Source organism: Psychromonas algicola (assembly GCF_004378355.1).
Lineage (GTDB): Bacteria > Pseudomonadota > Gammaproteobacteria > Enterobacterales > Psychromonadaceae > Psychromonas.
Genome location: NZ_SNUB01000005.1, coordinates 122,576 through 138,355, shown reverse-complemented (window position 1 = coordinate 138,355; position 15,780 = coordinate 122,576). Strand labels below are relative to the sequence as shown.

The following is a 15,780-nucleotide window of genomic DNA, read 5'->3' as shown; positions in this document are numbered from 1 at the left end:
TTTAGTAGCAGTTGTTATTAAGTCAATAAATTAACAACAAAAAAAGAAGGGACATAGCTAAAAACGTCTATATTACTGGCTTCAACAACAATTCCCCTTTAATTTAAAGGGTTGAATTTTAGAGGTATTTTCATGAAAGTATTACATCGCTTTGAACATTTACGACTTGCTCAAGCATTTTCAGATTATTTAACAAGTTTAGCAATTGCTAACATTGTTGAAAAAAATGAGTTTTATCATCAGATAATCATTACCGATCCAAGTAAGTTCATCCAAGCGCAATCAGAACTAACTCAGTTTTTGGAAAATCCAACTCACAATAAATACCTTTCAGCGAGTTGGGAATCCGGGCATATTGAAAAGAATTCCTCACAATTAGCTTACGCAAATGCAAATTTATTAAGTAATTTTAAAAAACACGGTGGGTTGATCACGCATAGCATTTTGGCTGTTTGTTTACTCGTTTATTGCCTCTCCACACTTGGTCTATTTAAGTCACTCACTTCTGAGTTATTTTTCTTTATTCAGCAGCCTTTTGATTACTCGCAGAGCTGGCGATTTATCACCCCAGCTTTTTTACATTTCAGTGTGTTACATATTGCCTTTAACTTATTATGGTGGTGGCAATTAGGTGGGCTAATAGAATCTGAACAGGGAAAACAGCGTTTAATACTCTTATTTTTATTCTCAGCCGTCGCTTCAAACTTAGCCCAATTCTTTTTAGTAGGGCCTTATTTTGGCGGATTAAGTGGTGTGGTTTACGCACTGGTTGGTTATTGTTGGCTTTACGGAAGATTAAATAAAAACAATCGCATTCAATTACCTAACAACATGTTTCTTTTCTTGTTAGCTTGGTTAGTATTAGGTTTTGTAGATGTACTACCTGCTAATATCGCCAATTATGCGCATTTAGTTGGTTTGTTAGCAGGTTTATTGTTCGCCAGTATTTGCAGTAAATTAAAATGGTAAATTTTACTATAACTTAATTACTGGTATAAGAATTTAGTAAAAAACAAATCTTGTATTGGTCTTACGCCAGCGACAGCAGCAACAACATCGTTGATTTCAAGTAAACAACGTAAGCGAATAGATTCTCTTTCAGCAGCAGACTTGATCTCTTTCTCATTCTGCTCGCCCAATATTGTAATAATGCGATCGCGTATTAATGGAGAATGTTTTTCTACGGTAGCAAAATTAGCACTTGAATTAACTAATAACTCAGCACTGATTCTTACATACCCAATGGTCTTTCCCACTTTAACGTAGTTGGTAATAATATCAGGCTCTAGTGGGTAATATTGATAATCTACCCCTGTATTGCTAGGCGTACCTTCTGCTGCCATGGCAGAAATCGGCGAGAATAGGGTAAAATAAAAGACGCATATTAGTACTTTTTTAAGCATAATTAATTCCTTCAACGAAAGTCTTGATATTTTTAACTGATATAATAACGTAATAGTGTATTGTTTGCTTGTTAGAAACAAATAAAATAATTTCATTTTTTTGATCAAAGGTTCACATGCTTAATCAACTACTTAACATTGCAACATCCACTCAATGGCAAGAAGATATTCCCGCTAATAGATGTTCTAATAAAGTACTTTCTTGGTTATTAGATGAAACCTCATTAACTAAAAAACTAGAACAACAATGCAATCAATTCAGTGTACAGGTAAAGCAACAAATTAATACCGATACTGAACAATTCGCACTCTCTCCTTACTTTATTGATTCTGAAAAACTTCTCGTTAGAGAAGTGATTCTTCACTGCGACAATATTGCGACTGTATTTGCACAAACAGAGATACCTCATAGTACCCTTTCTAGCTCCCAAGAAAAATTAACAAATCTCGGTTCTGAGTCATTGGGAAAGGTTTTATTTCAAGATAAAACATTACAACGTGGAAAATTTGAAGTCGCAGAATTTACTGTCGGCTCTCCAGTCCATGATTTTATAGCGTCTTTAGAGCAAACTTGTACGCACTCATTATGGGCAAGACGTTCACTTTTTTATATTGGAGAAAAACCTTTATTAGTGAGTGAAGTCTTTTTACCTTCTTCAGGAATTTATAATTAATGGTCTATTTTACCTCAGCTAAACGCCAAGCCTTATTGCAACTGATGCGCGTAGATAAACCTATTGGCACCCTTTTATTATTATGGCCAACGTTATGGGCGTTATGGATTGCAGCAAAAGGGCTACCTCATATTGACGTGTTCATTGTATTTTGTCTTGGTGTATTTTTAATGCGTAGTGCAGGTTGTGTCATTAATGACTTTGCAGATAGAAAAGTTGATGGATTTGTCACTCGTACAAAAAACCGTCCTTTACCATCAGGTAGAGCCACCAGCAAAGAAGCTATTTATCTATTTTTAGGATTAGCATTAAGCGCTTTTTTATTAGTGTTAACCCAAAATATGTTGACCATTCAACTTTCTTTTATTGGGTTATTACTCGCGTTTATGTACCCTTTCATGAAGCGCTTTACACATTTACCACAATTTGTATTAGGCCTCGCTTTCAGTTGGTCTATTCCAATGGCTTATGCAGCTCAAGCTAATACGCTTTCGTTAAGTGTATGGCTTTTATTTATGGCAAACGTCACTTGGACTGTCGCTTACGATACTATGTATGGCATGGTTGATAAAGAAGATGATTTAAAGATTGGCATTAAATCAACAGCGATTCTATTTGGTCAATACGACAAGGTCATTATTGGTTTATTACAATTCACCACCTTAGGCCTTCTAATTGCAGTGGGGCTGATTGAGCATTTAACTTGGTTTTATTATTTATCTTTAGTGGTTGCAGGTTTATTATTCTTAAAACAACAAAAGCAGATCAAAGACCGTAATACCGATGCTTGTTTTAAAGCCTTTTTAGATAATAACTATGTGGGATTAATGGTTTTCTCTGGTCTATTTTTAACTTACTTTTAGCGTTTATTAATAAAAAGGCTGCAGGTTATTCACCAACAGCCTTCTTTTCTATTTAATGCTTCCTGCGACAATTAACAACCAGGACCACATTCCATGCATTCACTGATCATTGCTGAGCCTAATTTTAGCTTCGCATTAAGATCTCGTAATGCCGTTCTTACCCCTTCTTCAATTACTGGGTGATAGAAAGGCATATCCAGCATTTGTGAAATAGTCATTCTATTTTGATGTGCCCAAGCTAATAAATGCGCAAGATGTTCAGCTTGTGGGCCAATTATTTCAGCACCTAAGAAACGACCTGTTCCTTGCTCACCATAAAGGTTTAATAATCCTTTATTTTTTAACATCACGCGGCTACGACCCTGACCTTCAAAAGACACAGTGCCCGTTTCGAAACAACCACAACCTGAAAATTTTTCAGTTACTTGCTTGTAACTGAATCCAACCATGGCTAATTGCGGATCGGTAAAGACAGCTGCAATTGATGAACGACGTAATCCAACACGAATATTAGGATAAACACCCGCATTGCTACCTGCGATTTTCCCTTGATCCGCCGCTTCATGTAATAGTGGGATCTGATTACTTGCATCACCAGCAATAAAGATTGAAGGAATAGACGTTTGCATTGTGTAAGGGTCAGCAACCGGAACACCACGACCATCAAGTTCTAGTTTTACTTCACTTGCATTAAGGTTTTCTAAACCGAGATTATCCACATTAGCGCGACGTCCTGTGGCAGCTAAAACAAACTCAACGTTTTTAACTTGCTCATTACCTTGCTTATCAATATAAGTGATTTCTACTAGATCGCCTTTACGTTGCATATTTTTAACATTAGCATCCGCATCTAAGTAAAATTCATCACTGAATGCTTTTTCTGCATAAGCCATCACTTCTGGGTCGGTAAAAGGCCCTACCTGCCCACCCATACCAAACATCAGCACTTCAACACCTAAACGATGTAAAGATTGACCTAGTTCTAAACCAATAACACCAGGGCCAAAGACAGCCACTGATTTTGGTAAGTCAGTCCAATCAAAGACATCATCATTAACCACTAATTTATCACCTAAATCATTCCAAACGGGTGGGTAACTTGGTCGAGATCCTGTAGCAATAACGATACGTTCAGCATTAATAATAGTGTGATCATCTATTTGTAATTGTGTTTCAGAAATAAATGTCGCTTTACCAATTAACTTATCTTCAGCTTTAATTTCATCTACCGCTTCAACCACAAAGCCAACAAAACGATCACGTTCATCACGTACACGTTGCATCACTTTTTTGCCGTCAACACGCACATCGCCATCAACAAAAACGCCAAAGGGTTCAGTATGCGCAGCGCTATGTGCAGCTTCGGCAGCTGCAATTAATAGCTTGCTTGGCATACATCCAACACGAGCACAAGTAGTACCAAATTTACCACCTTCAATTAATACCACTGAATCTGTTTTTTCTTTGGCTGCTCGGTAAGCAGCTAATCCAGCTGTTCCACCACCGATAACTGCAACTTCTATATTAATCTGCTTCATCTTGTTCCCCATTTTTGCTTAATTGATAGATTTTAGGTTTAAAAAAAGCGCATGCTCCATTTTGTGAACATACGCCTAAACCTTGAACTTATAGGTTAATAACTAATTAGCTATTTGCGTAAGCAATCGCCGCTTCGCTATCACCAAGATGTTTACCATCTACAAAGATTTGTGGCACAGTTGTTTGTCCTGATACCGCTTTTAACGTTACGCTTGTTGCGTCAGTACCTAATACAACTTCTTCAAAACCAATGCCATTATCCTTCAATGCTGCTTTTGCTTTTGCACAGAAAGGGCAGCCAGGTTTAGTGAATAAAGTCACAGCAGCTGGTTTTTTAGCGTTTGGATTGATGTAGTTCAACATAGTGTCCGCATCTGATACTTCAAACGGGTCGCCTGGTTGGTTTGGCTCGATGAACATTTTTTCAATCACGCCATCTTTAACCAACATACTGTAACGCCAGCTACGCTTACCGAAACCAATTTCACTTTTGTCTACTAACATACCCATGCCTGCAGAGAACTCACCGCTACCATCTGGTACAACGGTAATATTTTCAGCTTCTTGGTCAGCTAGCCATGCGTTCATTACGAATGTGTCATTAACACTTAAACAAACAATTTCATCAACGCCATTCTTTTTCAATACACCCGCTAGTTCATTATAACGAGGTAAATGTGTAGAAGAACAAGTTGGAGTGAAGGCACCTGGTAATGCAAATACGACCACTGTTTTGCCTTTGAATAATTCATCAGTTGTGACGTTAACCCATTCATCACCTTGGCGAGTTGGAAAAGTAACATTTGGTACGTTTTGGCCTTCGATATTATCTAACATGTGTTGCTCCTAATATTAATCAATTTTTAGTGTTTAAAGTTGCTAACAAGCTCTTGCTTGCTGCGATGGAGTTATTATGCAAAAAAAACATAAATAGTTAAAATCGTTTGTTATTCTCAAATTGATAGCAAAAAGCTATCAATGATAGTTTTTAGCTATACTTATTAATTTATTAAGTTGTTTTGGCTATTAATCGAATAATGCTTTCAAACTAGCAATACCTTTATCTGCCAATTGTTTTTTCTGATCTTCAGTACGTTTCTTAGGGCCACTTTCCCATTCTACGTCTTCCTGTGGCAACTCATTCAAAAAGCGACTTGGCGTTGGTTTAATGACCTCACCATACTGACTTCGTTCCTTTGCTAAAGTAAATGTCAGTTCTTTTTGTGCACGAGTGATACCAACATAGGCCAATCTTCGCTCTTCTTCCACATTATCTTCATCAATACTGACTTGATGTGGTAATAAACCTTCTTCCATACCGATCATATACACATAGGGAAACTCTAATCCCTTTGATGCATGTAACGTCATTAATTGTACTTGATCTAATTCTTCTTCACCTTCATTGCGCGATAACATGTCACGTAACGTTAAGCGGGCAACCACTTGCTCCAATGTCATTTCTTCATCTAAGTCATCACCTTTTAACATTTCGGTAATCCACTTAAACAGAGTAGATACATTTTTCATCTGCATTTCTGCTGCTTTAGGACTTGGGCTACTTTCATACAACCAATCTTCGTAACCAATATCACGAATGAGATCACGTACCACATCGATATGGTCTTCACGCTTCAACCTATCGTTTAATTCAACTAACCAACGTGTAAAGGCTTGTATAGACTGTAAGCCTTTCCCATTTAAGGTTTGCTCTAACCCCATTTCAAAACTCGCGGCAAACATACTTATATTTCGTAAATTCGCATAATTACCCAATTTCTCACGGCTCACTGCACCAATGCCTCGAGGTGGTTTATTAACGACACGAATAAAAGCATTCTCATCATCATGGTTAACCAATAGTTTTAAATAAGCCATGATGTCTTTAACTTCGCTACGAGCAAAGAATGAAGTGCCGCCACTGATTTTGTAAGGAATACGGTTTTCCATCATCATTTTTTCTAATAAACGACTTTGATGATTGCCTCGATATAACACAGCATAGTCTTGAAAACGCGTTCCATTCATAAATTTATGCCCAGACAACTCCATAACAACTCGTTCTGCTTCATGTTGCTCATTTTTAGCAAATAAAACCTTGATCGGTTCCCCATAAGCTAATTCACTAAATAGGCGTTTATCAAAATCGTGAGGGTTGTTTGCAATTAATATATTGGCGGCTTTAAGTACTCGCTGACTAGAACGATAATTTTGCTCTAATTTAATGACTTTCAACTGAGGAAAATCGTTTTGTAATAGGACTAGATTCTCTGGGCGAGCACCACGCCAAGAGTAAATAGATTGGTCATCGTCACCTACCACAGTAAAACGCGCTCGTTCACCCACTAATGCTTTAATTAGCTCATATTGACTGGTATTAGTATCTTGGTATTCATCCACCAGCAGATAACGAATTTTTTTCTGCCAACGTAAACGTACTTCTTCTTTAAACTTAAGTAATAACGTAGGTAATACAATCAAATCATCAAAATCTAAGGCGTTATAAGCCTTAAGTTGACGCTGATATAAATCATAACAATGTGCAAAAATAACATCGCGTTCACCTTTCGCTTGTTTAATCGCTTGCGGTGGTAATATTAGTGCATTTTTCCAATTAGAAATTTGAGTCACTAAGGCTTTTAATAGATCCGTATCTTCTTTGAGTTGCTTCTCTGTGAGTTCTTTTAATAACGCCATGGTGTCTTGATCGTCAAATAGCGTAAATCCCGCTTTCATTCCCAGCGTTTTTACTTCTCGTTTAATAATATCCAAACCCAGAGAGTGAAAGGTAGAGACCATTAATCCTCGAGACTCTTTTCGTCCTAATGTTTCACTAACTCGCTCTTTCATTTCTCGAGCAGCTTTATTAGTAAAGGTAACAGCAACAATATTCTTTGCCTGATAGTCACACTTTTGTACTAGATAAGCGATTTTGTTAGTGATCACTCGCGTTTTGCCACTACCAGCACCAGCAAGTACTAAACAAGGTCCGGAGATCATTTTTACTGCGGCGTCTTGTCCAGGATTTAATTTCATGAGATGTCCTAAAAAAATAAAAAAAGCAATTTGATTTTACCCATCTTACAAGTGAAAGCTAGTAACAGATCTTTTCTTCTACTTTAGCCTCTGAAAAATAATCAAGTAAAGCGATGAAACATGGGAGTAAATTAAGAATAAATGAAAAATTTAGATCTATTTGCATTTTAATATTGCAATTGAAAATGATTAAACGATAATGAACGTTCATTCATTTTCAAGTAATAATATGACCAAGCGCACACAAATATTAACCTCAGCTGAAGCGATTTTAGCTGAACATGGTTTCCATGGATTCTCAATGCAGAATTTAGCTGATACCGCGGGAGTGGCTGCCGGCACTATCTACCGTTATTTCGCAAGCAAAGAAGAGCTAATGCATGAATTGCAGAAATTCATTCGCGTAGAAGCTGCAAAAGACATTTTTACAAATTGGCAAGATAGCGATACGCCAGAACAAAAATACCATTTGATTTGGCAGAATACCTTTGATTGCGTACTCGCGAACCCTAAAAGGTTGACCGTTATTGAGATGTTACATTGCACGCCTTCTATCGATAAAACAGAAATAACCTTGTTTGAAGATGTCGCTTTTAAACCTCTTCTTGATTTTTATCAACAAGGAATAGATAACAAAGTATTTTTAGACTGGCAATTATTCGCATTAATTGCTGTCAGTCTTGATACTTCAATTTCTTTAGCAAAACAAGTAATTAGAGGGCGAGTTAAGCCCGAACAAAAACAATTAAACCAAGTTCGCGATGCCTCATGGGCAACTATTCAAAACCCACATTTTAAGTTACAGGATTAAATCATGAAAAAATGGATAGCTTCGGCAATCATCATAGCAATACTGGTATTTGGTAGTGTTATTGGCTTTAACATGATCAAAGCACAAAAAATTAAAGAATATTTGGCTGCTCGCCCTATTCCTGAATTTCCAGTGACCACAACCACAGTGAAACTTGAAGATTGGACACCACATCTACGTGCCATTGGTTTTATTGAGCCCATTCAAGGCGTAACCATTGCCAATGAGGTAGCAGGTAAAGTGGTTCGAGTGAATTTCGCTTCAGGTCAAAATTTAAGTAAAGGTGACCCAATCATCTACCTTGATAGTGAAGTAGAACAAGCCAATTTAAAATCAGCTAAAGCTCGATTACCAGCTGTAGAGCGTAACTTTAAACGTATCAATTCGCTATTTAAAACAGGCTCGGTTTCTCAAGGCGATATGGATCAAGCAGAAGCTGATTTTTTGGCTTTACAGGGCCAAATAGAAAGCTATGAAGCAACGATTCGCTTGCGTACTATCCGAGCGCCATTTTCTGGTATTGCTGGGTTAAGAAACGTGTTCTTAGGTGAATACCTTACAAGTGGTTCAGAGATTGTGCGTTTAGAGAATATAAGTCGTATGCAAATGCGTTTTACTATTGCACAAAATGATTTAAATAAGATCTCTATTGGTCAAGCAATGGATGTATTTGTTGATGCGCAACCTGATACGACTTTTACCGGTGTAATTTCTGCGATTGAACCGGCAGTGAACTACCAAAGTGGTGTTGTTCAAGTACAAGCCTCGATTCCAAATGATGACCAAGTTTTACGTTCAGGTATGTTTGCCAAAGCCAATATTATTTTACCAACATTAGAAAAACAGGTCATCATTCCAGAGACAGCAGTTAACTTTACTTTGTATGGTAAAACCGTTTATGTGGTCAACGAACAAAAAACCAATGACGGCAAATCAATCTTACAAGTAAAACAGAAAATAGTTAATTTAGGCAAAAGTAAAGACGGTGAAATTCATGTTTTATCTGGCCTGAATGAAGGCGATGTTGTTGTAACAAGCGGACAAGTTCGATTGAGTAATGGCTCTCATGTAAAAATTGTTGAGTCAAACGCGCTGGATATCCCATCTGTTCTTCCAGCTCTATAAGGAGCCATCATGAAATTTACTGATATCTTTATAAAGCGCCCCGTTTTAGCAATCTCATTGAGCTTGTTGATTGTTTTATTAGGGTTACAAGCTTTATCAAAAATGCAGGTACGTGAGTACCCGAATATGACCAATACCGTGATCACCATAACGACGGGTTATTACGGTGCAAACTCGGATCTCATCCAAGGGTTTATTACCCAGCCAATTGAGCAAGCTATTGCACAAGTTGATAATATTGATTTTATTAGTTCACAGAGTTTTATGGGTCGTTCCGTTATCACTGTAAACATGAAATTAAATACCGACCCAAATGGTGCCGTTGCTGATGTATTAGCAAAACTAAATAGTGTTAGTTCGCAATTACCAAGTGAGTCAGAAAACCCTACTGTAGATGTAAGTACTGGATCGTCAACGTCTGTTATTTATATCGCTTTTTCCAGTGAAAAATTAAACTCAAGCGAGATCACCGACTATTTAGAACGCGTGATTAAGCCACAACTATTTAGTGTTAATGGTGTTGCTAAAGTTAACCTATATGGTGGGACTAAATTTGCACTACGTATTTGGTTAGATCCTGAACGTATGGCTGGATTTGGATTAAATACTGCTGATGTTGTACAAATTTTACAAGCTAACAATATTCAGTCAGCTTCTGGCCAAGCGATGGGGTATTACACTTTATTTAATGGTAACTCTAAGACCCAAGTAGAAAATGCGAGCGAATTAGAAAATCTTATCGTAGCCACTCGTGACGATGGTAAAACTATTCGATTACAAGATATTGCGCGTGTATCACTTGAAAAAAGCCACGACAGTTACCGAGCAATGGCAAATGGTAATGATGCCGTTGTGGTTGCGATCGATGCAGCTCCAACAGCTAACCCGCTTGATATTACTGAAGGGGTGAGAAAACTATTACCTAATCTAGAAGCGAATAACCCAAGTTCAATTGAGATGCGAGTGCTCTATGACTCAACTATCGCTATTGAAGAATCTATTAACGAAGTAATCAAAACAGTTACTGAGGCCTCGCTCATTGTTATTATTGTTATGATCCTATTTTTAGGTTCATGGCGTGCCGTTATTATTCCTATTATTACCATTCCACTATCCATCATTGGTGTAGTAGCGATCATGCAATTGTTTGGTTTTACCATTAACTTGATGACGCTGTTAGCTATGGTACTGGCGATTGGTTTGGTAGTTGATGATGCCATTGTTGTTGTAGAAAATATAGATAGGCATATCAAAGCTGGAGAAGACCCATTCCGAGCGGCGATTATTGGTACACGTGAAATCGCAATTCCAGTTATCTCCATGACGGTTACATTAGCTGCAGTATATGCGCCTATTGCTCTAATGGGTGGCATTACCGGTTCATTATTTGCAGAATTTGCATTAACACTAGCCGGAGCTGTATTTGTATCAGGTGTTCTCGCGCTAACATTATCACCGATGATGTGTAGTAAAATGTTAACAATGAATCATGAGCCAAATCGCTTCGAGCAAGGAGTTGATAATACGCTAACAGGTTTAACCAATGCTTATAGCCGCGTTTTAGATGTTGTAATGCAACGTCGCCCCGCAGTCATTATTTTTGCACTGTTAGTTTTTGCTTCATTACCGTTGCTTTTCAAGTTCATTCCTTCAGAGCTAGCACCTCAAGAAGATAAAGGCGCATTGATGATGATGTCTAAAGCACCTGCAAATGCTAACTTAGATTTTATTGAAAATAGTATGCGCTTAGTGACTGATGAACTGGCAAAACAACCAGAAGTAGTTGGAACGTTAGCGATGTCAGGTATACCCAATGCCAATCAAGCGTTTGGTATTGCAATCATGAAACCTTGGAGTCAACGCGAGAAGAGCCCGAAGGCACTGTCACAGACACTTGCACCTGCATTTAATAATATTCCGTCAGTTTCTACAACGGCATTCCAAATGCCAGAGCTTCCAGGAGCCTCTGGTGGGTTACCTGTACAGTTCGTGATCACAACTTCGAATTCATTTGAAAGTTTAGTGAGTATTGCGTCTGATATTTTAGCGTCAACACAAGCCAACCCTACTTTTGTCTACTCAACATTAGATTTAGCTTTTGATTCTGCGACGATGAATATCAATATAGATCGAGATAAAGCAGGCGCTTACGGCATCACAATGCAAGATATAGGCATTACTTTAGGTACTTTATTAAGTGATGGTTATTTAAATCGCATTGACTTAGGTGGACGTAGTTATGAAGTGATTGCTCAGGTTGAACGTAAATACCGTTTATCTCCAGATAAACTAGGCGACTTTTACGTGCGTGCTAAGAATAACGATATGGTGCCGCTTAGTGAGTTAATTTCTATTGATGTAGTCGCAGAGCCACGCTCTTTACCTCACTTTAATCAGCTTAATAGTGCAACTATTGGGGCTGTATTATCACCAGGTGTAACAATGGGTACGGCGATCGACTTCTTTGAAGAAATGGCAGCAACTAAACTTCCTCAAGGTTATAGCCATGACTACTTAGGTGAATCTCGTCAATTTGTCACGGAAGGTGATGCGCTATATTTCACTTTCATTCTCGCGATATTGATTATTTTCTTAGTCTTAGCGAGTCAGTTTGAAAGTGTTCGAGATCCATTAGTGATATTAATGACAGTTCCATTAGCAATTAGTGGTGCACTTGTCGCACTTGCTTGGGGATTTGCAACCATGAATATCTATACGCAAGTGGGATTGATCACCTTAGTAGGTCTTATTACTAAACACGGTATCTTGATTGCTGAAGTGGCGAAAGAAGAGCAGCTGCATCATGGATTAAACAAAATAGCAGCCGTGAAAAAAGCAGCAGCCGTTCGTTTACGCCCGATATTAATGACAACCGCAGCGATGGTAGCAGGTCTTATTCCTCTATTATTCGCAACAGGCGCTGGTGCAGTAAGTCGCTTTGGTATTGGTATTGTAATTGTGGCAGGTTTATCTATTGGTACTTTGTTTACCCTATTTATATTACCTGTTATTTATTCATTCCTAGGAAGTAATCATCAAAAATCAAAAGAGTTTGATGAAACACTGAAACCTAAAGTGAATGCAATCGAATATAAAGGTGAATAAGCAATAGAAACTTTTATCGATTAACACCTTTTCCACTCATAACATAGAGAGCAGGTTAATAAACTTAACCTGCTTCATATTTTTAAACTATTAAGTAATTTGTCACTCATTTTGTTTGAATAATAAACAATCCCACCTATATTTAAATTTTTGTAAATTATCAAACATAGGTGATGACATGCTCAATTTTATTAATAATTTATCAATACGCGGTAAGCTATTAACTTTAGTTACTCTTCCTCTTATTGGTTTTATTTGTTTTGCAGGGCATGATTTTATACGAACCTATAAAGAAAAAGTTGAGCTTGAGAATATGCTTATATTCTGTAATTCAGCCGCGACAGGTTCTTTTTTAGTACATGAATTACAAAAAGAGCGAGGAGCATCAGCAGGTTATCTATCTTCCAAGGGAACAAAGTTTAAAGATATTATGCTCAAGCAGCGATTACTGACAGATCAAAAAAATAAAGAACTACAAGATTTCATCAAAACGACTCCTTTAACACCTCATCTAGTCTCTATTTTTTCAGAGATAAACCAAGAACTTGATAAACTCCAAACAGTACGCCAACAAATTGATAACTTCTCTATTACTGCCGCCGAAGAGGTCGCTTTTTATACTGGATTAAATGCTCAATTACTTTCTATTATTGATATCACAGCCAATGACAGTACCGATCCAGAATTATCAATTTCAGCTGTTACTGTCGGAAGTTTTTTGCAACATAAAGAACGTGCAGGTATTGAAAGAGCAGTAATGAGCAATGTTTTCTCAATTGATCGCTTTACACCTGCTTTCTTAGAAAAGTTTATTCGCCTATTAGCAGAGCAACAATCTTATATTGAAACCTTCAAAGCACATGCAACCCTAGCCCAACTCGACATATATTCGGTGAATATGACAGATAACGTATTAAAGCCAGTACAAGACTACCGAGATATTGCTTTAAACAAAATGCTAGAAGGTGGATTTAATACTGATGCAACAGCTTGGTTTAACACCATCACAGAAAAGATTAATAAGCTAAAAGATGTAGAAGTTTCATTATTAATGGAAATGCATGAAAAGAATCTACTACTTATTTCTGAGCGTACAAGTAGCTTAACAACATTAGCAATACTTATCTTATTCCCATTATTTTTTGTTTTATTCCTATCTTGGATTATCACAAAACAATTACAAAGAGGCATCCATGAAATCACCTCTAAACTTATTAATATTAATAACGACAATGACTTAACTTTACGCGTAGAAGTACAAAGCAAAGATGAATTGGGAGATATAAGCAATACAATTAATAAGCTAGTGCAACACTTACAAGGTTTGGTTAGTAAAATACAAGAGACCTCTACCATACTCAAAACCAATTTAGCCGAAAACATCGAAAGTAATCATGTGATTGAAGGCAAGGTAAATAGTGGTATTGAGCAAGTTAGCCAAGTAGTGACTGCGACCACAGAGATGACATCAACAGTTGCAGACATTGCACGCAACGCAATGGAGGCTTCAACGGAGACTGAAACCGCTAATGCGAAAGGGCAGCACGGTAATGCAGAAGTAGAAGGAACCATTGAAAATATTAATCGCCTTTCAAGTGAATTAAATAATGCATCAACTATTGTAAAAACGCTCAATGAGTCGGCATTAAATATTGGAAAATTTTTAAATGCAGTTAAGGATATTTCAGACCAAACAAATTTATTAGCGTTAAATGCGGCGATTGAAGCTGCACGAGCAGGTGAATCTGGTCGAGGATTTGCCGTTGTTGCTGATGAAGTCCGTAGCCTTTCTATGCAAACTAAAACATCAACCGATGAAATAGAGGTGATGATTAAAAAATTACAATCAGATGCCAGTTCAGCGCAACTTGCCATGGAAAATGGCATTAATATGGTTGAAAAGAGTGTCGATGACGCAACCCAAACAGGTAAAGATATTTCAGAAATTACCAATAGTATTCAACATATCAATCAAATGAACGAACAGATAGCAACGGCCGCTGAAGAGCAAAGCAGTGTAACGGAAGAAATTAACCGTAACATGATTAATATTCAAGATGGATACACTGAAATGCAAGCAAGCTACCGAAGTTTGGAAGAAGGTTGTCAATTAGTTGATGAGCTAGCCAATGAATTAGATAACAGTGTTGGCGCGTTTAAGATTAAAGAATAAAACATAAAGAAGCCCTTATATAATGAAGTAAGGGCTTTATTCTGCACTTTAATCATTCTATCTATACTTATACCAATCATAGTAAGTAACTGATCTATTTTACTTGTTAAAATGGCTTATTTTTTCGTTGTAAGTTTCGTAAAGGGAACAACCATTTACATCAACTTACGCCTCAAACTAAGCTATTTTTCCAGCGCAAAATTTAGATCAGTTATTTAATACAATTGGTATTACTCAAATGCACGCTGTTTTTTAGTTTTGATGGTTTGGATATAAGCATGCCAGCTGGCAAAACTAAGTAATGGCATGATCACCACAAAAGCTACCGCCGATGTTAAAAAACCAATAGCAACAGCTGCAATAATGAGACTTCCCCAAATACACATTACTAGTAAATTACGTTTTACTGCATTCGCCGAAGTAAATACGGCCGTCATAATATCAATACGACGTTCCATAATGATTTGAGGAGTAAATGCAGAAATAACTAATACTGCGATCGATAGAAAGCCACCAATTAACGACCCGATCCCCAAGAATACAGCCATATCCATTAATGAAGCATTTGAAGTAGTAGGAAAGATAACAAAAACTAAGCTAGCTAACCGCACCCATGCAATCATGATCAACAGTAATATAAATGCGAATGCCCAAAGGCTGATTTGATTTCTTAATAACGCTTTAACACTATGCTTAAAGGAAGGCTTATGACCTTTTTCCATTTCCCAAGCCACATCATATAATGCAGAAGCGAACACAGGCCCAATAAGAGTAAATGCAACAACCATAGGGATAATAAATAATGGACTGGCTTCAACAGAAAGCAACTGAAGTGTGAAGTAAGGAATAATGCTAAATACAATCCCATAAACAAGACTAATTAATGGGCTACTCAAAAAGTCTTTAAAGGCCAATGATAACCAATGAAAGGGCGCACCAATTGTTAATTGATTACATTCGATTGTTCTAGCGTATTTGGACTGCTGATGCTGTAGCGCTTGTGTAGTTGGCATATTATTCTCCAAGAAGCATGATGGGTGGTTTAACACAA

At 37.3% G+C, this 15,780-nt stretch carries 12 protein-coding genes; 7 read left to right on the top strand and 5 right to left on the bottom strand.

Annotated features, from left to right (window positions below; all coding sequences use genetic code 11):
• The first annotated feature begins 132 nt into the window (after positions 1–132).
• Positions 133–969, top strand: a complete 837-nt coding sequence (gene glpG / locus E2R67_RS04205) for a rhomboid family intramembrane serine protease GlpG (RefSeq protein WP_134289678.1) — start codon at positions 133–135, stop codon at positions 967–969.
• Between the two features lie 17 nt (positions 970–986).
• Here the strand turns inward: glpG and E2R67_RS04200 are convergent, their stop codons facing one another.
• Positions 987–1,403, bottom strand: coding sequence for a flagellar basal body-associated FliL family protein (locus E2R67_RS04200; RefSeq protein ID WP_134289677.1), 417 nt, complete (start codon positions 1,401–1,403; stop codon positions 987–989).
• 116 nt (positions 1,404–1,519) lie between these two features.
• Here E2R67_RS04200 and E2R67_RS04195 point away from each other — a divergent pair, with 116 nt between their 5' ends.
• On the top strand, positions 1,520–2,077 hold the full coding sequence (locus tag E2R67_RS04195; RefSeq protein WP_134289676.1) for a chorismate--pyruvate lyase family protein: 558 nt from the start codon (positions 1,520–1,522) through the stop codon (positions 2,075–2,077).
• Positions 2,077–2,940: a 4-hydroxybenzoate octaprenyltransferase gene (gene ubiA / locus E2R67_RS04190; RefSeq protein WP_134289675.1), complete on the top strand. Its 864-nt coding sequence runs from the start codon at positions 2,077–2,079 to the stop codon at positions 2,938–2,940. The genes E2R67_RS04195 and ubiA overlap by 1 nt, the downstream gene beginning before the upstream one ends.
• 71 nt (positions 2,941–3,011) lie before the next feature.
• On the opposite strand, the gene E2R67_RS04185 is transcribed toward ubiA, so the two are convergent.
• From E2R67_RS04185 to rep, 3 genes are all read right to left on the bottom strand, one after another.
• Positions 3,012–4,478: a dihydrolipoyl dehydrogenase gene (locus tag E2R67_RS04185; protein WP_134289674.1), complete on the bottom strand. Its 1,467-nt coding sequence runs from the start codon at positions 4,476–4,478 to the stop codon at positions 3,012–3,014.
• 106 nt (positions 4,479–4,584) lie between these two features.
• Complete coding sequence (locus E2R67_RS04180) at positions 4,585–5,316, bottom strand: glutathione peroxidase (RefSeq protein ID WP_134289673.1); 732 nt, start codon at positions 5,314–5,316, stop codon at positions 4,585–4,587.
• 189 nt (positions 5,317–5,505) lie between these two features.
• Positions 5,506–7,515: a DNA helicase Rep gene (gene rep, locus E2R67_RS04175; protein WP_134289672.1), complete on the bottom strand. Its 2,010-nt coding sequence runs from the start codon at positions 7,513–7,515 to the stop codon at positions 5,506–5,508.
• Positions 7,516–7,714: 199 nt separating this feature from the next.
• On the opposite strand from rep, the gene E2R67_RS04170 reads away from it, so the two are divergent.
• The 4 genes from E2R67_RS04170 to E2R67_RS04155 all read left to right on the top strand — a co-directional run bounded on the left by E2R67_RS04170 (position 7,715) and on the right by E2R67_RS04155 (position 14,729).
• Positions 7,715–8,326 carry a TetR/AcrR family transcriptional regulator gene (locus tag E2R67_RS04170; protein ID WP_134289671.1) on the top strand — a complete coding sequence of 204 codons (612 nt, stop codon included), beginning with the start codon at positions 7,715–7,717 and terminating at the stop codon, positions 8,324–8,326.
• A 3-nt stretch (positions 8,327–8,329) separates the two neighbouring features.
• Positions 8,330–9,451 (top strand): efflux RND transporter periplasmic adaptor subunit, encoded by a 1,122-nt coding sequence (locus tag E2R67_RS04165; RefSeq protein WP_134289670.1) that lies wholly within the window; start codon positions 8,330–8,332, stop codon positions 9,449–9,451.
• A 9-nt stretch (positions 9,452–9,460) separates the two neighbouring features.
• Positions 9,461–12,556, top strand: a complete 3,096-nt coding sequence (locus E2R67_RS04160) for a multidrug efflux RND transporter permease subunit (RefSeq protein WP_134289669.1) — start codon at positions 9,461–9,463, stop codon at positions 12,554–12,556.
• 178 nt (positions 12,557–12,734) lie between these two features.
• Positions 12,735–14,729, top strand: coding sequence for a methyl-accepting chemotaxis protein (locus tag E2R67_RS04155; protein ID WP_134289668.1), 1,995 nt, complete (start codon positions 12,735–12,737; stop codon positions 14,727–14,729).
• 230 nt (positions 14,730–14,959) lie between these two features.
• On the opposite strand, the gene E2R67_RS04150 is transcribed toward E2R67_RS04155, so the two are convergent.
• Positions 14,960–15,742: a DUF2189 domain-containing protein gene (locus E2R67_RS04150; RefSeq protein WP_134289667.1), complete on the bottom strand. Its 783-nt coding sequence runs from the start codon at positions 15,740–15,742 to the stop codon at positions 14,960–14,962.
• Positions 15,743–15,780 lie beyond the last annotated feature (38 nt).